Origin of the sequence: Paraburkholderia bengalensis, assembly GCF_037126505.1 — a bacterium.
Taxonomy (GTDB): Bacteria; Pseudomonadota; Gammaproteobacteria; order Burkholderiales; family Burkholderiaceae; genus Paraburkholderia; species Paraburkholderia bengalensis.
Window position 1 is genome coordinate 307,521 of record NZ_JACFYJ010000001.1, and the last position, 16,450, is coordinate 323,970.

Annotated in this window: 14 protein-coding genes and 1 pseudogene; 2 read left to right on the forward strand and 13 right to left on the reverse strand. The window is 63.8% G+C overall.

Annotated elements, in window-relative coordinates; all coding sequences use genetic code 11:
- Nucleotides 1–27: 27 nt before the first annotated feature.
- Entirely contained in the window at nucleotides 28–288 is a 261-nt protein-coding gene (locus H3V53_RS01410) for a hypothetical protein (RefSeq protein WP_054926128.1), read from the reverse strand.
- A gap of 55 nt (nucleotides 289–343) precedes the next feature.
- A complete protein-coding gene (locus tag H3V53_RS01415; protein WP_054926132.1) occupies nucleotides 344–508 on the reverse strand; it encodes an FmdB family zinc ribbon protein in 165 nt (54 codons plus the stop codon).
- Between the two features lie 303 nt (nucleotides 509–811).
- Between H3V53_RS01415 and H3V53_RS01420 the strand changes: the two genes are divergently transcribed.
- On the forward strand, nucleotides 812–2,749 hold the full coding sequence (locus H3V53_RS01420) for an SMP-30/gluconolactonase/LRE family protein (RefSeq protein WP_336596377.1): 1,938 nt from the start codon (nucleotides 812–814) through the stop codon (nucleotides 2,747–2,749).
- 43 nt (nucleotides 2,750–2,792) lie between these two features.
- On the opposite strand, the gene H3V53_RS01425 is transcribed toward H3V53_RS01420, so the two are convergent.
- The 5 genes from H3V53_RS01425 to H3V53_RS01445 form a co-directional block, all read right to left on the reverse strand.
- Nucleotides 2,793–3,941: an acyltransferase family protein gene (locus tag H3V53_RS01425; RefSeq protein ID WP_336596378.1), complete on the reverse strand. Its 1,149-nt coding sequence runs from the start codon at nucleotides 3,939–3,941 to the stop codon at nucleotides 2,793–2,795.
- 114 nt (nucleotides 3,942–4,055) lie between these two features.
- Nucleotides 4,056–4,670, reverse strand: coding sequence for a hypothetical protein (locus tag H3V53_RS01430; RefSeq protein WP_336596379.1), 615 nt, complete (start codon nucleotides 4,668–4,670; stop codon nucleotides 4,056–4,058).
- Between the two features lie 53 nt (nucleotides 4,671–4,723).
- Nucleotides 4,724–5,515, reverse strand: coding sequence for a molybdopterin-dependent oxidoreductase (locus H3V53_RS01435; RefSeq protein WP_336596380.1), 792 nt, complete (start codon nucleotides 5,513–5,515; stop codon nucleotides 4,724–4,726).
- A 3-nt stretch (nucleotides 5,516–5,518) separates the two neighbouring features.
- Nucleotides 5,519–6,112, reverse strand: coding sequence for a cytochrome b/b6 domain-containing protein (locus H3V53_RS01440; RefSeq protein WP_336596381.1), 594 nt, complete (start codon nucleotides 6,110–6,112; stop codon nucleotides 5,519–5,521).
- 233 nt (nucleotides 6,113–6,345) lie between these two features.
- Nucleotides 6,346–6,993, reverse strand: coding sequence for a DsbA family oxidoreductase (locus H3V53_RS01445; RefSeq protein ID WP_336596382.1), 648 nt, complete (start codon nucleotides 6,991–6,993; stop codon nucleotides 6,346–6,348).
- 174 nt (nucleotides 6,994–7,167) lie between these two features.
- Between H3V53_RS01445 and fusA the strand changes: the two genes are divergently transcribed.
- The gene (gene fusA / locus H3V53_RS01450) at nucleotides 7,168–9,213 is read left to right on the forward strand and encodes an elongation factor G (RefSeq protein WP_336596383.1); all 2,046 of its coding nucleotides are present in this window, start codon (nucleotides 7,168–7,170) and stop codon (nucleotides 9,211–9,213) included.
- 14 nt (nucleotides 9,214–9,227) lie between these two features.
- On the opposite strand, the gene H3V53_RS01455 is transcribed toward fusA, so the two are convergent.
- The 6 genes and pseudogenes from H3V53_RS01455 to glyQ form a co-directional block, all read right to left on the reverse strand.
- Entirely contained in the window at nucleotides 9,228–9,890 is a 663-nt protein-coding gene (locus H3V53_RS01455) for a DUF2894 domain-containing protein (protein ID WP_419539392.1), read from the reverse strand.
- 1 nt (nucleotide 9,891) lies between these two features.
- Nucleotides 9,892–10,539 (reverse strand): OmpA family protein, encoded by a 648-nt coding sequence (locus H3V53_RS01460; protein WP_054923108.1) that lies wholly within the window; start codon nucleotides 10,537–10,539, stop codon nucleotides 9,892–9,894.
- Nucleotides 10,536–12,394, reverse strand: a pseudogene (locus H3V53_RS01465) (DUF802 domain-containing protein); the annotation flags it as partial. The gene H3V53_RS01460 and the pseudogene H3V53_RS01465, both read right to left, overlap by 4 nt.
- Before the next feature lie 300 nt (nucleotides 12,395–12,694).
- Nucleotides 12,695–13,252 carry a D-glycero-beta-D-manno-heptose 1,7-bisphosphate 7-phosphatase gene (gmhB, locus tag H3V53_RS01470; RefSeq protein ID WP_054917252.1) on the reverse strand — a complete coding sequence of 186 codons (558 nt, stop codon included), beginning with the start codon at nucleotides 13,250–13,252 and terminating at the stop codon, nucleotides 12,695–12,697.
- 10 nt (nucleotides 13,253–13,262) lie between these two features.
- Entirely contained in the window at nucleotides 13,263–15,362 is a 2,100-nt protein-coding gene (gene glyS, locus H3V53_RS01475) for a glycine--tRNA ligase subunit beta (protein WP_336596385.1), read from the reverse strand.
- A 15-nt stretch (nucleotides 15,363–15,377) separates the two neighbouring features.
- Nucleotides 15,378–16,385, reverse strand: a complete 1,008-nt coding sequence (glyQ, locus tag H3V53_RS01480) for a glycine--tRNA ligase subunit alpha (RefSeq protein WP_082426521.1) — start codon at nucleotides 16,383–16,385, stop codon at nucleotides 15,378–15,380.
- Nucleotides 16,386–16,450: the final 65 nt, after the last annotated feature.

The window sequence follows — 16,450 nt, forward strand, 5'->3', positions numbered from 1 at the left end:
CGGGAGGGGATCAGATGCGCTGCGGCGTCACGAATGCGCGTCGCCTTCGCCGACAGGCGAGCCGAAACGCCTGCCCTGCTCGCGATCCTGCAGATTCACGGCGGCGATGACGGTATTGCGCGGAATCAGGATCTTCACACCGTCATGCTCCACTTCGCACATGTCTTCGCTCGCGTCGAAGGAATTGCATATCAACTGGCTCCAGTCGTCCCGTTTGCCGTGCTCCTTGAACACCTCGGGCGACACGTCGCGCCAGTAAGCGCCGTGCAGAATGACAAGCCATGCCATCACGACCTCGATCAGGTTAGCCGGCGACCGTGCCAGCCGCGCGAATCCGCCGCGCTCAACTCTTTCGGGATGTCTTCGCGACGAACGGCGTCGGCGCGTGCTGCACCTTTTCGCTGCCGCACTTCGGGCACTTCAGTTGCAGCGTGGCATGCTCCGCGACGTGTTCCGCATGTTCGAATTTCTCGCCGCAACTTTCGCAACGGTATTGATAGGTCGGCATGCTCGTCCTCCTGTGCTGACGAATGGAATGCGTGCGCGAAGCCGCATCGTCGCGAATGTTCGCGCAGCCGTAACTCATTCTAGTGCGGCATTTCGTGAACGGCCGGGTTTTCGCATGCCCATCGCATTGCATCCAATGGCATTCGTACGGCCGCTGATTCAATCCACATCATTTATCGACGCCCCGCTTTTTAAATGTTTTTTTCCGCCGTCAATTGAATAAATGGGCGCTTAACATTTCGTGCATCGCAATACGGCGCATCGCGTGCCGGCCGGCGCGCTCGACGCAAGGAGAACAACTCGCATGATCCTGCCACGCACATGGCTTCGCGCGCTTTTGTCTGGCGCACGTCTTTCCGGCACACTTCTCGCGGCCGTCGCCTGCACCTGCAATGCGCAATACACCACCGACTGGCTCGCCAATACCTACGGCACACAAGCTGCGCATGTCGGCAACGGCGCGCGCTCGATGTGGGTCGCGCCCGAAGGCGTCATCTATACCGCGTCGATGTGGGACGAAAACTCAGGCGGCGTTGCGATCTACCAGCAAGGTCAGAGCATCGGCACGATCGGCATCAACAGCGAGTTCCAGGGCAGCGCGATCACAGGCAACGCAACCTCGATCTTCGCCGCGATGCAGGTGGGTACGCCCCGTGGCAGCGGCGGCGTGGGCCGATACAACCGCGCGACGCGCACGCGCGATCTCATCATCAATGTCAGCACCTGGAACGCGCTCAGCCGCGTCGACGCGATCACGGGACTCGCGACGGCAGGCTCGCTTCTCTACGCAAGCGACTTCTTCGGCAATCGCGTGCGTGTCTTCACGACGGACGGCGCATGGCAGAGCGACATCAGCGTCGCGAGTCCGGGCGCGCTCGCACTCGATAGCGCGGGCAACCTCTGGGTGGCGCGCATGAGCGCGGCCGCAATCGTCGAGTACAGCCCGGCGGGCGCGTTGCTGAACACGATCCAGATGCCCGCATCGTCGCGGCCTTCGGCGTTGTACTTCGATGCATCGTCTGGCCTGCTGATGGTCGGCGATGAAGGCCCCGACATGAACATCAAGATGTACAACGTGTCCGGCGCGCCGCAACTCGCCGGCACGTTCGGCGTGCAGGGCGGGTATCTCGACACCACGACGGGAATCCGAGGCCAGGTCGGCGACAAGCGCTTCACGCGCATCGTCGGCATTGGCAAGGATGCAGCCGGCACGCTGTACGTGCTCAACAATCCGTGGGGCGGCGGCTGGGATCTCGGACGCAATGGCGGCACCGATATTCACGCCTACGACAGCGCGGGCAATCTGCAATGGAAGCTGCAGTCGCTCAACTTCGAAGCCGCCGCCGCGCCCGACCCGGCGACGGACGGCGCGTTGTTCTATAGCGGCATGAACCTCTACACGGGCACGGCAGGCGGCACCTTCGTCGCGAACACCGTCGATCCGTTCGCCTATCCCGCCGATCCGCGCCTGAACGTCAACGATACGCAGCGCGGCCAGCACTTCGGCCAGCTCGTCAGCGTCGGCGGGAACCGGATACTCGTCGCGTCGGGACAGAATCCGTCCGTGTTCAACTTCTTCCACTTCGAACCGTCGAAGGGCTATATCGCGATTCCCGATGCGTCGCTTCCCGGCACGGCATTCAACACCACGCGCCCCGTGACGGGCGGATTCAGCATCGACAGCAAGGGCGACGTGTGGGCGGGCCTCGACCGGACCAATCACATCTATCACTATCCGCTGACGGGCTTTGACGGATACGGCAAGCCGACGTGGGGCGCGGGCATCGCGTTGCCGATTCCGCTCAGCATCCGGCCCCTCACGCGCCTCATCTATCTCGCGGAAACCGACACGATGATTCTCGCGCAGGGCATCGCGGGCAGTTGGGACTGGACGGCGATGAACTCGCGCATCGAGGTCTACCACGGCTGGAGCGCGGGCAACATGACGCGGCCCGACCCGGTGATCAACCTCACCAGCGCCAACCCGAAGTCGATGACGGCGGCGGGGAATTACCTGTTCGTCGGATACGTGCACACGGTGCCCAACATCGACGCATTCAACCTGACCACGGGCCACCTCGACACGACGCTGATCAATTCGAGCAACGGCGCGGTGGATGTGGGCAACGACGTCGACTCGATGTACGGACTGCGCGCGTTCCTCCGATCGACGGGCGAATACGTGGTCACGAAAGACAACTACAACGGATCGAACCTCGTCGTGTATCGCTGGACGCCGTAGCGCCCTCGCCCGCCGACTGCGTCTGTGCCGCTCAAGCTGCCGCTCACGCAGCCGGCGCGCCCGGCACGCCCGGCGCGTACTTGCGCAACCGCTGCGAAATCAGATGCGAAGGCCTTTCGATCGCGCGATAAAACGCATAGCTGATCGCAAGCGCGAGCGGCACTTCGACGAACCACGCAAACCGCCCGCTCCCGTCGAATGCCATCAGCTCGAGCAGCGCGAGCGCCGTCTTGTGGCAGAGGTACAGGCTATAGGACCACGCGCCCAGACCCGCCAGCCACGTCCAGGCGCGCGATCGCGTCGGTGTCGCGGTTTCCGTCGCGATCCAGATGACCGCGAGGAACTGGAACATCGGCAGCGTGATGTCGGGCGTGACGAGCGGCAGCATCGCCGGTTTGAGGCTCGATTCCGAAAGCAGAATCATCACAGCCACGCCCGCCGCGACGACCACGGCTCTCAGCACGATCAGATGGTTCGCGAGGTAATGCGTGCTGGCCTGCAGTGCGCGATGGATCGCCATCGTGAGCGGCGAATACGCACCGCGAATCTGGAATCGCGCGGCATTGCGCTGGGTTTCGGCGATCAGGCAACCGGAAATCCATCCCGCCGCGTAGAGCAGCGCCGTGCCCGGCACGCGATACGTCTCATACACACAGCCGTGACAAACGGGATGCCCGACAAGACGAACACACGCGACCATCACGGCTGCCATTGCAGCGCAACCGGCAATCATCTCGCCCACGTAGTAAAGCCGCGCACGCAAAACGGGATAAAGGGCGTAATACACCATTTCGCAGTAAAGCGACCACAGCACCGATTCCAGATAGTTCTGCCCCATCGGCAGCGGCTGAACGACGCACAAAAGAATAACTAAAGGCAATCCAATGCGAATGAAGCGGGATGCATAATAGTTGACCGGTTTAAGCGCAACGTCCTTGTGATATGCGGCGTGAATGCAATAGCCGGAAATGACAAAGAACACAATGACGGCGGCCGGTCCCGCGAATAGCGCGGTCGATCCCGACCAGAGCGCGCTGCCCAAGGGCGCGAGCGTATGAGGCAATAGCGCCTTGAATGCGGGCGGCTTGAAGTGATACATGAGCACCCAGAAAGCCGCGAGAAACCGGATAGCGTCGATCTTTAACGACTTACCGGAACTGTCCGACGCCGGTAAATGCAACGTGATCGCCATTTCTTCCCTTTTTTGTTACGGCTGCGACGCGATGTTAGCGCCGCAGCCATTAATAAAAATCGAAAATAAATGGCGAAATTCACTCAAATGAATCGCGATGAAGCAGATCAGCCGTTACATCGGCGGCGCGACGCCATCCTTCTCGACGACGACGCGCTGCGCGACGAAATCGCCCTGTGACGCGGGCGTGGCTACCACGAACACTTTCTTGCCCGGCGTCAGGTCGCTATTCGCCGCCGGCGTAAACGTAACGATGGGCACATTCGGCGGGACCGTCACCGCATTGTTGCCACCCTTGTAAGAGAGCTTCAGGTCGCGCCCGCTCGTGCCTTGCACGACCGTGTCGACGTTCGCGTTGGTCATCGAACTGTTGGGGCCGAGATCCCACGCGTAATGCCCTTCGCCCGTGCCGCGCGCCGATTCCGGAAACACCACCACTTCCGTCGCCGTGAGCTTGCCGTCCGTGCCCGTGGTCGCGGCCGTGCCGATGAACGAGCCCGGCTTGATGTCCGACAGTTGCATCGACTTGACGGCCGACAGAGTCACCGTCGGCTTCATTTCGATCGACACGGTGTCGCCGCTGCGCCGGTGCACTTTGAGCATGTCGCCGTCGAGCGATACGATTTCGCCGCGAATGCGCGTGGGCTTGGTCGCGGGCGCCTGCGCGAAGGCAGCGGTAGCGAGCGTGGCCGTCAACAGCGTGACGCCGAGTTTGATGCGGACCGACATAGAAGCTCCCATTGGGTTGGTTTGAGAATGCAGGAACTAAACGAGTGATGGCGTCACGAACCGCCGAACCAGTTGTAGCCCTGGTTCTCCCAGTAGCCGCCCGGATACTGGTTCGTGATTTCGATGGCGACGATATGCTTCGGATTCTTGTAGCCAAGCTTGGTGGGCATGCGCAACTTCATCGGGAAGCCGTACTTCGGCGGCAGCACGTCGCCGTCGTAAGTCAGCGTAAGCAGCGTCTGCGCGTGCAGCGCGGTCGGCATGTCGATGCTGGTCCAATAGTTGTCCGCGCAACGCAGCGACACGTATTTCGCGCTCGTATCCGCGCCGCAACGGCGCAGGAAATCGGCGAAGCGCACGCCGCCCCAATGACCGATCGCGCTCCATCCTTCGATGCAGATGTGGCGCGTGATCTGGCTTTCCTGCGGTAGCGCCCGCAACTCGTCGAGCGTCCAGGTGCGCTTGCCTTGCGCAAGGCCGCTCAACTGCAAGCGGTAGCTCGCGGCGTCGACCTCGGGCACATCGTCGACGCCGTAGAACGCGTTGAACGGGAAAGGCCGCGTGATCATCGACTCCGGATACGTCGGCGCGAGCTTGTTGGGATCGAACAGCAAAGCCTGCACGTCGTCGTTGAAGAACGAAATGCGGCGCAGCGCGGTGTTGACGGCGTGGTCGTTGGTCAGATCGCAGCCGGATAACAGCGCAATGCCGCCGAGCGTCAGCAGCCGTTGGCCGAACAGCCGTCGCGCAGGCGACTTGAGTTCGCGCTGCGCGTCACGAATGATGGAGTCGCCGTGTGTCGCGAGAAAAGAGCCTGCCTCAGGGGTACGTTTTCGGATCGTCATGATTCAGCGCCCTCGGATCATCAGCAGCAGCGAGCGCGGCACCAGCGCGACCATTGCGATATGGATGACGAAGAACCCGACCAGCACGCTCATGCAGACGAAATGCACGACGCGCGCGTTGTCGTATCCGCCCATCAGCGTGCGCAGCAGCGGAAACTGCACCGACTTCCATACCGCGAGCCCCGACAGCACGATCAATAGGATGTCGGCGATCACCACCAGATACGCGAGTTTCTGGATCGCGTTGTAATGCGCGAGATCGTGATGTGTCAGGCGTCCACGCAGCGCGGCAATGAAATCGCCGGCAAGCTCTTTAGGCCTGACGGGCAGCAGCTTGCGCCGGAAACGCCCGGACGCCATGTTCAATGCCAGATAGACAATGAAGTTCGCGACCAGCAGCCACATCACGGCGAAGTGCCATTGCAGCGCGCCGCCAAGCCAGCCGCCTAGCGTGATCGAAGGGGAGAACTGAATGGCGGGAAAGATCGGCGACGCATCGTAGATCTGCCAGCCGCTCATGACCATCAGCACGACGGCCAGCGCATTGATCCAGTGCGTGATCCTTACCCACCACGGTTGAACCGTGTCGTGACTCAAAACCGTTCCTCGCTTGACGATGTTCTTCTGATGCGGCCCGACGACGGGTCCGCAGTCGCGAAACAGCCGTGCGACAGAAGGGCTAACGCCAGCGATCGATGGTTATTCCCTCACGCTAAAAAGATTTTTTCTTGCAATTGACTTGCAACGAAGGCGCCACGCAATACGCGCTCATCCGGATGCTGTTGAACGAGCGCGTCAGGTGGCGCAGCGTGGAGCACGCATGTGGGCGATTACCCTTGCGTCTCTGCAAGGATTTGCTGGATGGCCTGCTCGAACGCTTCGGCGGGTTGCCCGCCCGTCACCAGGTACTTCTGATTGAAGATAATCGACGGTACGGACTGAATGCCCATCGTCTGAAACTCGCGCTCTTCCGCGCGGACTTCGTCGGCGTACTCGTTGCCTTGCAGAATGGCGCGCGCTCTCGCGGCATCGAGCCCGACCGATTGCGCCGTTTCGACGAGCACATCGTGATTGCTCGGGTCTTTGCCTTCGCCGTGATAGGCCTTCAGCAGTGCCTCTTTCAGCGCCAACTGCTTGCCTTCGAGACCCGCCCAATGCAGCAGCCGATGCGCATCGAACGTGTTGTAGATGCGCGTGCGCTGCCCGAACGCAAAGCCGACGCTCGCGCCGCGCTCGCGGATCATGGCTTGTGCTTCCGCCACCTGTGCGGGCGTACGTCCATACTTCTTGCCGATGTGTTCGACGATGGGTTCGCCTTCCGGCGCCATCTGCGGATTCAGTTCGAACGGATGCATGACGATCTCGGCCTGCACGGCATCGCCGAGACGCGACAGCGCAAGCTGTAGCGACGAAAGCCCGACAGCGCACCACGGGCACGCGACATCGGACACGAAATCGATTCTGAGCGGTTGAGTCATGACGTGTTTGATCCAGGAAGTTCATGGCTAATCGAGCCACCTTAGCAGAAACGCGTCGATGCGTTTTCTACCGCGCCGCAGCATAACCGAGATTCCGAAACGTCGTGCACAGGTTGTACGGCGCGCCATTTGCACCAATAATGGCCCAATACCTGTCGCACAGTGAGGACGGAGATGGATTATCTACCCGAAGCCATCCGTACCATCGCGTTGGTCGGCCATGCCGGTTGCGGCAAGACCTCGCTGATCGAGGCGCTGCTGCACGAAGGCGGCGCAATCCATGCGGCGGGCACTGTTGATCGCGGTTCAACAGTCTGCGACTTCGATCCGCTGGAGCGCAAATATCATCACTCGTTAAGCTCCGCGATCGCCCACCTGCATTATCAGAACACCCGCATCTATCTCGCCGACACACCTGGCTACCCCGACTTCTCCGGCCTTTCGATCAGCGCGCTGCCCGCCGTCGAAACAGCCGCGATCGTCATCAACGCACGCACCGGCATCGAAATGACCACGCGCCGCATGATGGCGTGGGCCGAAGCGCGCAAGCTGTGCCGCATCATCGTGGTGAACGGTATCGACGGCGAGAAGGTCGATCTGCCCGCGCTGCTCGACGACATTCAGGCGACCTTCGGCAAGACCTGTCTGCCTATCAATCTGCCCGCGCAAGGCGCGCAAGCCGTGGTCGACTGCTTCTTCAACCCGTCGGGCGAGTCGGATCTGCTGACGGTCGAGTCCGCGCACGACGCGCTGATCGATCAGGTGATCGAACTCGATGCGAAGCTGATGGAGTTGTATCTCGAACAAGGCGAAGCGATCACGCCCGAGCAGTTGCACGCGCCCTTCGAGCGCGCGCTGCGCGAAGGGCATCTCGTGCCCGTGTGCTTCACGTCCGCGACGACGGGCGCCGGCATCCGCGAACTGCTCGACGTGTTCGTGCGGCTGCTGCCCAATCCGCTCGAAGGCAACCCGCCGCTCTTTTATCGCGACGTCGACGGCCGGCGCGAGACCGTGCAGGCGCAGCCCGATCCTGACAAGCATGTGCTCGCGCACGTGTTCAAGATCGTGATCGATCCGTACATCGGCAAGATGGCGGTGTTTCGCATCCATCAGGGCACGGTGAAGCGCGACAGCCAGCTGTACATCGGCGACGCGCGCCAGCCGTTTCGCGTGGCGCATCTGATGCTGCTGCAAGGCAAGGACCACGTGGAAGTACCGTATGCCGGCCCCGGCGATATCTGCGCGACGGCGAAGGTCGATGAAATATCGTTCGATGCCGTGCTGCACGACGCGCCCGAAGACGGCAACATCCATCTCGCGCCGCTCGCGTTTCCGACGCCCATCTACGGTCTCGCGATCGAGCCCGAACGCCGCGGCAACGAGCAACGTCTGTGGGAAATCCTGCAGAAGCTCGCAGCCGAAGATCCTTGCCTGAAGATCGAACATCCCGTCGGCACCAACGAGACCGTCGTGCGCGGACTCGGCGAACTGCATCTGCGGCACATGCTGGAGCGGCTAACCGATCAGTACAAACTCGCCGTCATCACCCGGCCGCCGAAGATCGCGTATCGCGAGACCATCGGCGGCAAGGCGGAAGGCCATCACCGGCACAAGAAGCAGACGGGCGGCGCAGGTCAGTTCGGCGAAGTGATGCTGCGCGTCGAGCCGCTGCCGCGCGGCACCGGTTATGAGTTCGTCGATGCCGTGAAGGGCGGCGCGATTCCCGGCCAGTTCATGCCCGCCGTCGAGAAAGGCATTTTGCAGGCCATGGAAAGCGGACCGCTGGCGGGGTTTCCGATGCAGGACGTGCGTGTCACCGTGTTCGACGGCAAGAGCCATCCCGTCGATTCGAAGGAAGTCGCGTTCGTCACGGCGGGCCGCAAGGCCTTCATCGACGCGATCCTGAAAGCGCAGCCGATCCTGCTCGAACCCGTCGTGAACATCGAAGTGATGACGCCGGAAACGACCATGGGCGACATCATCGGCGATCTGTCGGCGCGGCGCGCGCAGGTTCAGGGCACGCGCAATCTGGCGGGGCGCGCGGTGGTCGTCGCGGGGAAAGTGCCGCTATCGGAACTCGCCGACTATCAATCGCGGCTGAATGCGATTGCGGGCGGGCACGGCAATTACAGCATCGAACTGAGCCACTACGACCCCGTTCCGCCGAGCCAGCAGGACAAGCTCGCGTCGCAATACAGGAAGCAGGTGGACACGGCGTAGCGCGCCGTGCGCGGCTAGCGCGATCTGGCGCGCGTGGCCTTCTTCGCGCCGGCGGCGCGAGGGGCTTCCCTGGCAGGCGGCGTCGCGGCGCCCGTGATCTGCTCCATCCACGACAACGCCTCGACGTACGACAGGAACTGCTGCAGATAACCGGGCGATACCTCGCGCATCAGCGAAAGCGAGCGGTGCACGAGGCTGCTCGAATTGAGCGGACCGGCATTGCCCGGCACCTGTTCGAGCGACTGCCGCAGTTGTTTCTCGGTACTGACCCTGGACCAGGTTTGCCGGAAGTAATCGAGCGCGTTCACCTCGGCACGCGCAGCATCACCTTGCACGGCGTGCTTGCCCACCTCGGCCGCCTGACTGGCGATGTAGTCGGCCAGTCCGGCGAGCGGGCCGCGCGCGGGCGCGCACGGCCGCGCTGGCTGATCGGCTGCCGCCGGCGCCGGCTGCGCATGGCCCGCGAGATCGCTGGCATAGGCGGCGACCAACGTCGACAGGCGTTCGTCGAGAACGCGCCGCGCTTCACCCTGGTAACGGTCGGCGCGCCGCGCCAACGCGTCGATGAAATGAAAACGCCGCGGGTCGAACCGATGGGCGCCCTGCTCGCGCCATGCGTCGAGCGTCGCGCGTGCCTCGCACCCCTGGTGCGGGACGCAGGTCTCGCCGTCGCGAATGCTATTCACGGCTGCCGCCGCCCGACGATGCCGGTCTCGGCACGGCCGCAATCTCGACGCGCCGGTTCTTCGCGCGCCCTTCGCTGTCCGCGTTCGAGCTGACCGGCTGCTCCGAGCCGAACGCAGCCGCGAACACCGACGAAGCGGGAATCCCCGCATCGATGAACGAGCGCGTCACCGTCAACGCGCGCTGCGCGGACAGCTCCCAGTTGTCGGCAAAGCGCCGATTGCCCGCGCGCACCTGCTGGTCGTCGGCAAAGCCGCTCACCATCAGGATCTCGTCGTGCGAGCGCAGATAGGCCGACAGCGGGCCAGCGAGGCTCCTCAGCAGCTCGCGGCCCTGCGGCTGCAGCTGATCGGAGTTCAGCGCGAACAGCACGTTGCCGCTGATGCCGATACGCCCGTTGACGAGCGTCACGCGCCCGGCCGCGAGCGGCCCGGCGAGCGCCTGCTCGAGCGTCTTGCGCCGCTGCGCCTCCTGTTGACGCTGCTTGACGGCATCGTCGAGCCGCGCGGACAGTTCCAGCTGCACGCCGATCACGCCGACGAGGATCAGCACGAACGCGCCCAGCAGCACGGACATCAGATCGCTGAAGGCGGCCCAGATGGGCGTCGCGGGTTCGACGCCGCCGTCGATGTCGTCGTTCATGCCGCATCGACTCCCGAAGACGCGCGCTGACCCGCCAGCTGTTGCAGGTCTTCGACAATCTGCTTCTGCGACAGCATGCTCAGATCGATCACTTCGCGCGCCTGCGCGACGTAGTACGCGAGCTGTTCGTCGCTACGGATCAGCGACTTGTCGAGCGCCGCCTCGATGCGCTGCAGATGCGCGATCAGCTTGTCGTTCGACTCGCCGAAAAGCTGCACCGCCGCGCCGAATGCTTCGCTGAGGCTCGCCACTTCGACCGCGCCGCCCGTGACATGCGCGGCGATCTCGTTGAGCTTGCGCGTTTCCGCTTCGACCTTGTCGCCGAACTGCGCGCCGACGCGTTCGAGCAAACCCGCCGACGTCGACACGAGCGCATCGACGGCCGTGCGCTGTTCCGTCGAGGCGTGATTCACGGCGTCGAGCAGCGTTTCCAGCGTGGCGAGCAGACGGCTGCGCTCGTCGAGCATCGCGTTGTCGCGGGCCATGCTGTCGGACAGTTTCTGGCGCAATTCGGCGACCACTTCCGCCGCCGCGCGCGGCGCCTCCGACGCGGCCTGCACGAGCCGCGAAATCTCGGCGATCGTGCTGTTCGCGTGCGTCTGCGTCTGTTCCGAAAAATCGCGCGCCGTCTGCGCCAGCGTGTCGCAGATTGCCTGCTGGCGGCTCGCCGTGCGCGCGCCCGCCGCTTCCCATTCGCGGCTCAACGTTGCCGCGACGCCTTCGAGCGATGCGCTCCATGCGTCCAGACGCTGCTGGTCGCGCGTTGCCAGTTCCGCCTGCAGACCAACGTGCGATGCGTCGACGGCGCGCAGCAGCGCCGCCGAATGCTGTTCGAACGCGGCCGCGGCTGTCGTCAGCGCCTGCCGGTTCTGCTCGGCGAGCGCTTCGCCCGCGCGCTGCTGCTGCGACAGCGCGTCTTGCCACGTTTGCGCGAGCGTGCCCGCCGTTGCGTCGAGACGCGCCGATACGCCTTCGAACATCCCCGTCGAGCGCTGCTCGAAGCTCTCGTTGAAGCGCTCCAGTGAGGCGCGCAAGTCGTGCACGGTCGTTTCGCTCGCGCTCTGGTGCGCCGCGAGCGCCTTGTTCCAGAGTTCCGCGACATTGGCCGTGGTCGCTTCGAAGCCCGTCGACAGGCCGTCCAGCTGGCGCTGAACCGCCTCCGCGACCGTCTCGCGCAGCGACGCCATTTCGCGTGCGTGTCCGGCCATCGCCGCTTCCATCGCGGGCTGCAGCGCGGTGCCCGCGGCGCGCGCGCTCTCCGCCGCGCTGTCCTTCAACGACTGCGCCACGGACGAAGCGAGGCGCGAATACGTCAATTCCGTCTTGGCGTGAAAAGCCTGCTGGCTCGCGACCAGCCGCTCGTTCACGGCGAAGCTCTGCTGTTCAATGGCCGCCATCATCGTCTGCAGGCGGTCGACCAGCGTCGGCATCATGTCGGCCTGGCGTTGCAGCAGCCGGAAGGTTTCGTCGCGCTTGGCGCTTTGCGAGTAGGCGCGCAGCGTCGTCGCGATTTTTGTGTCGAGCAGTTGCGCCGCCCGCGTCCGCTCGCGGCGGCACAGCGCGGACAGCAGACCCAGCATCGCCGAGGTCGCGACGCCCGCAATCGACGTGCCGAATGCAAACCCGAGCCCCTTGACTGGCGCGGCAAGCGACGCGCGGATGGCCTGCAGGTCGGTGGCGCTTTCCAGCGCGGCGCCCGTGCCCTTGAGCGTCGTGACCATGCCGAGCAGCGTGCCCAGCATGCCCAGCAGCACCAGCAACCCGACCAGATACGGCGCGAGCGCGGCCCCGGCAACGCGACGCGCTCGCCCTCGATGCGCATGCGCACCGCGTTGCGCAAACCGGGATGCAGGCGGAAACGCAAGCGTCTCCCACGCGGACTGATGCTTCGACAGTAGCACGGCGGGACCGTTCGGCAGATTGTCCATGCCGCGAAGTTCGTAGCGAATGCCGTTGAGCACGCGCACGACCGCGAGCGTCACGCGGCACCAGCCAACGGCCATCCAGTAGCGGTTGTCGGCGCGCATGAACGGAAACGCGAAAAAGCACGCGGTCGCATACGGAATCGTGAAGACCGCGAAAAAAATCAGCAGCAGCAGCGAGCGGATGAAGCGCATCGGTGTGGTCTTTTCAATGTGGACGCGTCAAGTGGGCGTCATTCTTGTTCTTCGGCGAGAAAGTCGAGCGCGAACGCACGCAAGTCGTCATGCACTCGCGTGCCCTCGGGCAGGCCGCCTGCTGCCAGCGTCTTCTTGCCCTTGCCTGTCAGCACCAGATGCGGGATGAAACCGAGCGCGGCGCCCGCCTGCAGATCGCGCAGCGAATCGCCGACGCACGGCGTATCCTCCGGCTCGATCTCGAAGCGCTCTGCGATCATCTTCAGCATGCCGGGTTTCGGCTTGCGGCATTCGCAGTGATCGTCGGCCGTGTGCGGGCAGAAGAACACGGCGTCGATGCGTGCGCCAACCGCGGCCGCCGCGCGATGCATCTTCAGATGCATCGCATTGAGCGCGTCCATGTCGAACAGCCCCCGGCCGATGCCCGACTGGTTCGTCGCAATCGCCACGCGATAGCCGGCCTGATTGAGCCGCGCGATCGCTTCGAGGCTGCCGGGCAGCGCGACCCACTCGTCGGGCGATTTGATGAACGCCTCCGAGTCGACGTTGATCACGCCGTCCCGGTCGAGTACCACCAGTTTTTTTGCAGTCGGCATGATGCGGGACTCAGGCGGCGAGACGCGAAATATCCGCGACGCAGTTCATCTGCTGATGCAGTGCGCCGAGCAACGCCAGGCGGTTTGCACGCAGCGCCGGATCTTCGGCGTTGACCATCACGTCGTTGAAGAACGTATCGACGGGTTCGCGCAGCGCCGCGAGGGCCGACAACGCGCCCGTGTACTGACGCTCGGCCAGTTGCGACTGCACGCGCGGCGCAACCTGTTCGAGCTGCGCATGCAGCGCTTTTTCCGCCGATTCGACCAGCAGCGTGACCTGCACGCCGCTCGTGTTCGCGCCGTCGGACTTCTTCAGGATGTTCGAAATGCGCTTGTTCGCCGCCGCCAGCGACGCTGCTTCCGCGAGCGCCGCGAATTCGCGCACGGCATCCAGACGCGCGACGATGTCGTCGAAGCGCGTCGGGTTCAGTGCGAGCACGGCATCGACTTCGCCCGCCGAATAGCCGCGTTCGCGCAGCATGCCGCGCAGTCGGTCGATACAGAATTCGTAGATGGCTTGCGTCGAATCGGCGACGTTCGGCACGTTCGCGAACTGCGCGTAGGTGACGCGCAGCAGTTCGATCAGATCAATCGGCAACTGCTTTTCGACCAGAATGCGCAGCACGCCGAGCGCGTGACGGCGCAGCGCGAACGGATCTTTTTCACCCGTGGGCTGCAGGCCGATGCCCCAGATCCCGACCAGCGTTTCGAGCTTGTCGGCGAGCGCGACGACCGTGCCCGTTGCAGTGGACGGCAACGCGTCGCCGGAAAAGCGCGGCTGATAGTGCTCCGAGCACGCCAGCGCGACGTCTTCCGGCTCGCCGTCGTGGCGCGCGTAGTACGTGCCCATCGTGCCTTGCAGCTCGGGGAATTCGCCGACCATGTCTGTCAGCAGGTCGGCCTTGGCGAGATGCGCGCCGCGCTTCGCGAGCGCGACGTCCGCGCCGATCATGCGCGCGATTTCACCCGCCAGCGACTCGACGCGCTCGACGCGTTGCAGCGCCGAACCCAGTTTGTTGTGATAGACGACGTTCGCGAGTTGCGGCACGCGATCCGCGAGCGGCTTCTTCTTGTCGTGCTCGAAGAAGAACTTCGCGTCGGCGAGACGCGGGCGCACGACGCGCTCATTGCCTTCGACGATCTCGCCGGGCGTATTCGTCTCGATGTTCGACACGATCAGGAAGCGCGAGCGCAGCTTGCCGTTGGCGTCGGTGAGCGCGAAGTACTTCTGGTTCGTCTGCATCGTGAGGATCAGGCATTCCTGCGGCACTTGCAGGAATTCGTCCTCGAACTTGCACGCGTAGACGACGGGCCATTCGACCAGCGACGTCACTTCGTCGAGCAGAGATTCGGGCATCACGACTTGATCGCCGTCCGCGTGCGCAAGCAGATGCGTGCGGATCGTTTCCTTGCGATCGGCGAAGTTCGGCACGACCTTGCCCTTGTGCATCAGCGTTTCCGCGTAGTGATTCGCGTGCTGGATCTGCACGAAGCCTTCGGACAGGAAGCGATGGCCGAGCGTGGTGTCGTCGGCGTCAATGCCGAATGCCGTGACGGGCACGACTTCGTGGTCGTGCAGCACCGTCAGACGATGCACGGGCCGCACGAACTGCACGTTCGAGCCGTCCGGGCGCTGGTACGTCATCACCTTCGGAATCGGCAGCTTGGCGAGCGTTTCGTCGAGCGCCGTCTGCAGCCCTTCGGCGAGCGTCGCGCCGGGCGCCGCGTAGCGCAGGAAGAACGCTTCCGCCTTGCCGTCGTTCGCGCGTTCGAGATCGTTCACCGAGAAATCGGGGAAGCCGAGCGCAGCCAGTTTCTTGGCGAGCGGCGGCGTGGGCTGACCGTTCGCATCGAGCGCGACGGACACGGGCAGCACTTTTTCGCGCACGTGTTTTTCGGGCGCAACGTTGCGCACGTTCTTGATCGTCACGGCGAGGCGGCGCGGCGTCGCGTAACGCTCGAACTGCATTTCGCCTTCGATCAGGTCGCGTGCGGCGAGGCGTTGCGTGATGCCTTCGGCGAACGCATCGCCCAGGCGCGCGAGCGCCTTCGGCGGCAGTTCTTCCGTCAGCAGTTCGACGAGCAGGGTGGCTTGATGGGATTGCGTCATGTCTTCTTGGTCTCGTCAGTCCTGGTCGATCTTGCGTTCGACCTTCAGCGGCGGCGCCCACGCGGGCATCGCGGCGTCCTGTTCGTCGGTGGTGAGGCCGGGCACGCCGTGCACGGGATTGCCGAGCATCGGGAAGCCGAGCTTTTCGCGCGAGTCGTAATACGCCTGCGCGACGAGGCGCGACAGCGCGCGAATCCGGCCGATATACGCCGCGCGCTCCGTCACCGAGATCGCGCCGCGCGCGTCGAGCAGATTGAACGTGTGCGCGGCTTTCAGCACGAGTTCATAAGCGGGCAGCGCGAGCGGCACTTCGATCATGCGCTTCGCTTCGCTCTCGTAGCTGTTGAAGAACGTGAACAGCAGATCGGTGTTCGCGTATTCGAAGTTGTACGTGGACTGCTCGACTTCGTTCTGGTGATAGACGTCGCCATACGTGAGGCGGCGCATTTCCGGGCCGTTCGGGCCTTGTTCTTCCCACTCGGTCCAGATCAGGTCGTAGACGTTCTCGACCTTTTGCAGATACATCGCGAGGCGTTCCAGACCGTACGTGATTTCGCCAAGCACCGGCTTGCAGTCGAGGCCGCCCACCTGCTGGAAGTACGTGAACTGCGTGACTTCCATGCCGTTCAACCACACTTCCCAGCCGAGGCCCCACGCGCCCAGCGTCGGATTTTCCCAGTCGTCCTCGACGAAGCGTACGTCGTTTTGCTTCAGGTCGAAGCCGAGCGCTTCGAGCGAGCCGAGGTACAGGTCGAGGATGTTTTCCGGCGCCGGCTTCAGCACGACCTGGTACTGGTAGTAGTGCTGCAGACGGTTCGGGTTCTCGCCGTAACGGCCGTCTTTCGGACGGCGCGACGGCTGCACGTACGCGGCGCGCCACGGCTCGGGGCCGATTGCGCGCAGGAATGTATGAACGTGGGACGTGCCCGCGCCGACTTCCATGTCGATCGGCTGGAGCAGCGCGCAACCCTGCTTGTCCCAATAGGATTGCAGCGTCAGGATGATTTGCTGAAACGTGAGCATGAAGTGCCTTGAAGGGTGCCTTTCAGGCAGGACGCGGATGCCGTGCGGCTCGCGCGGCGCGCGGG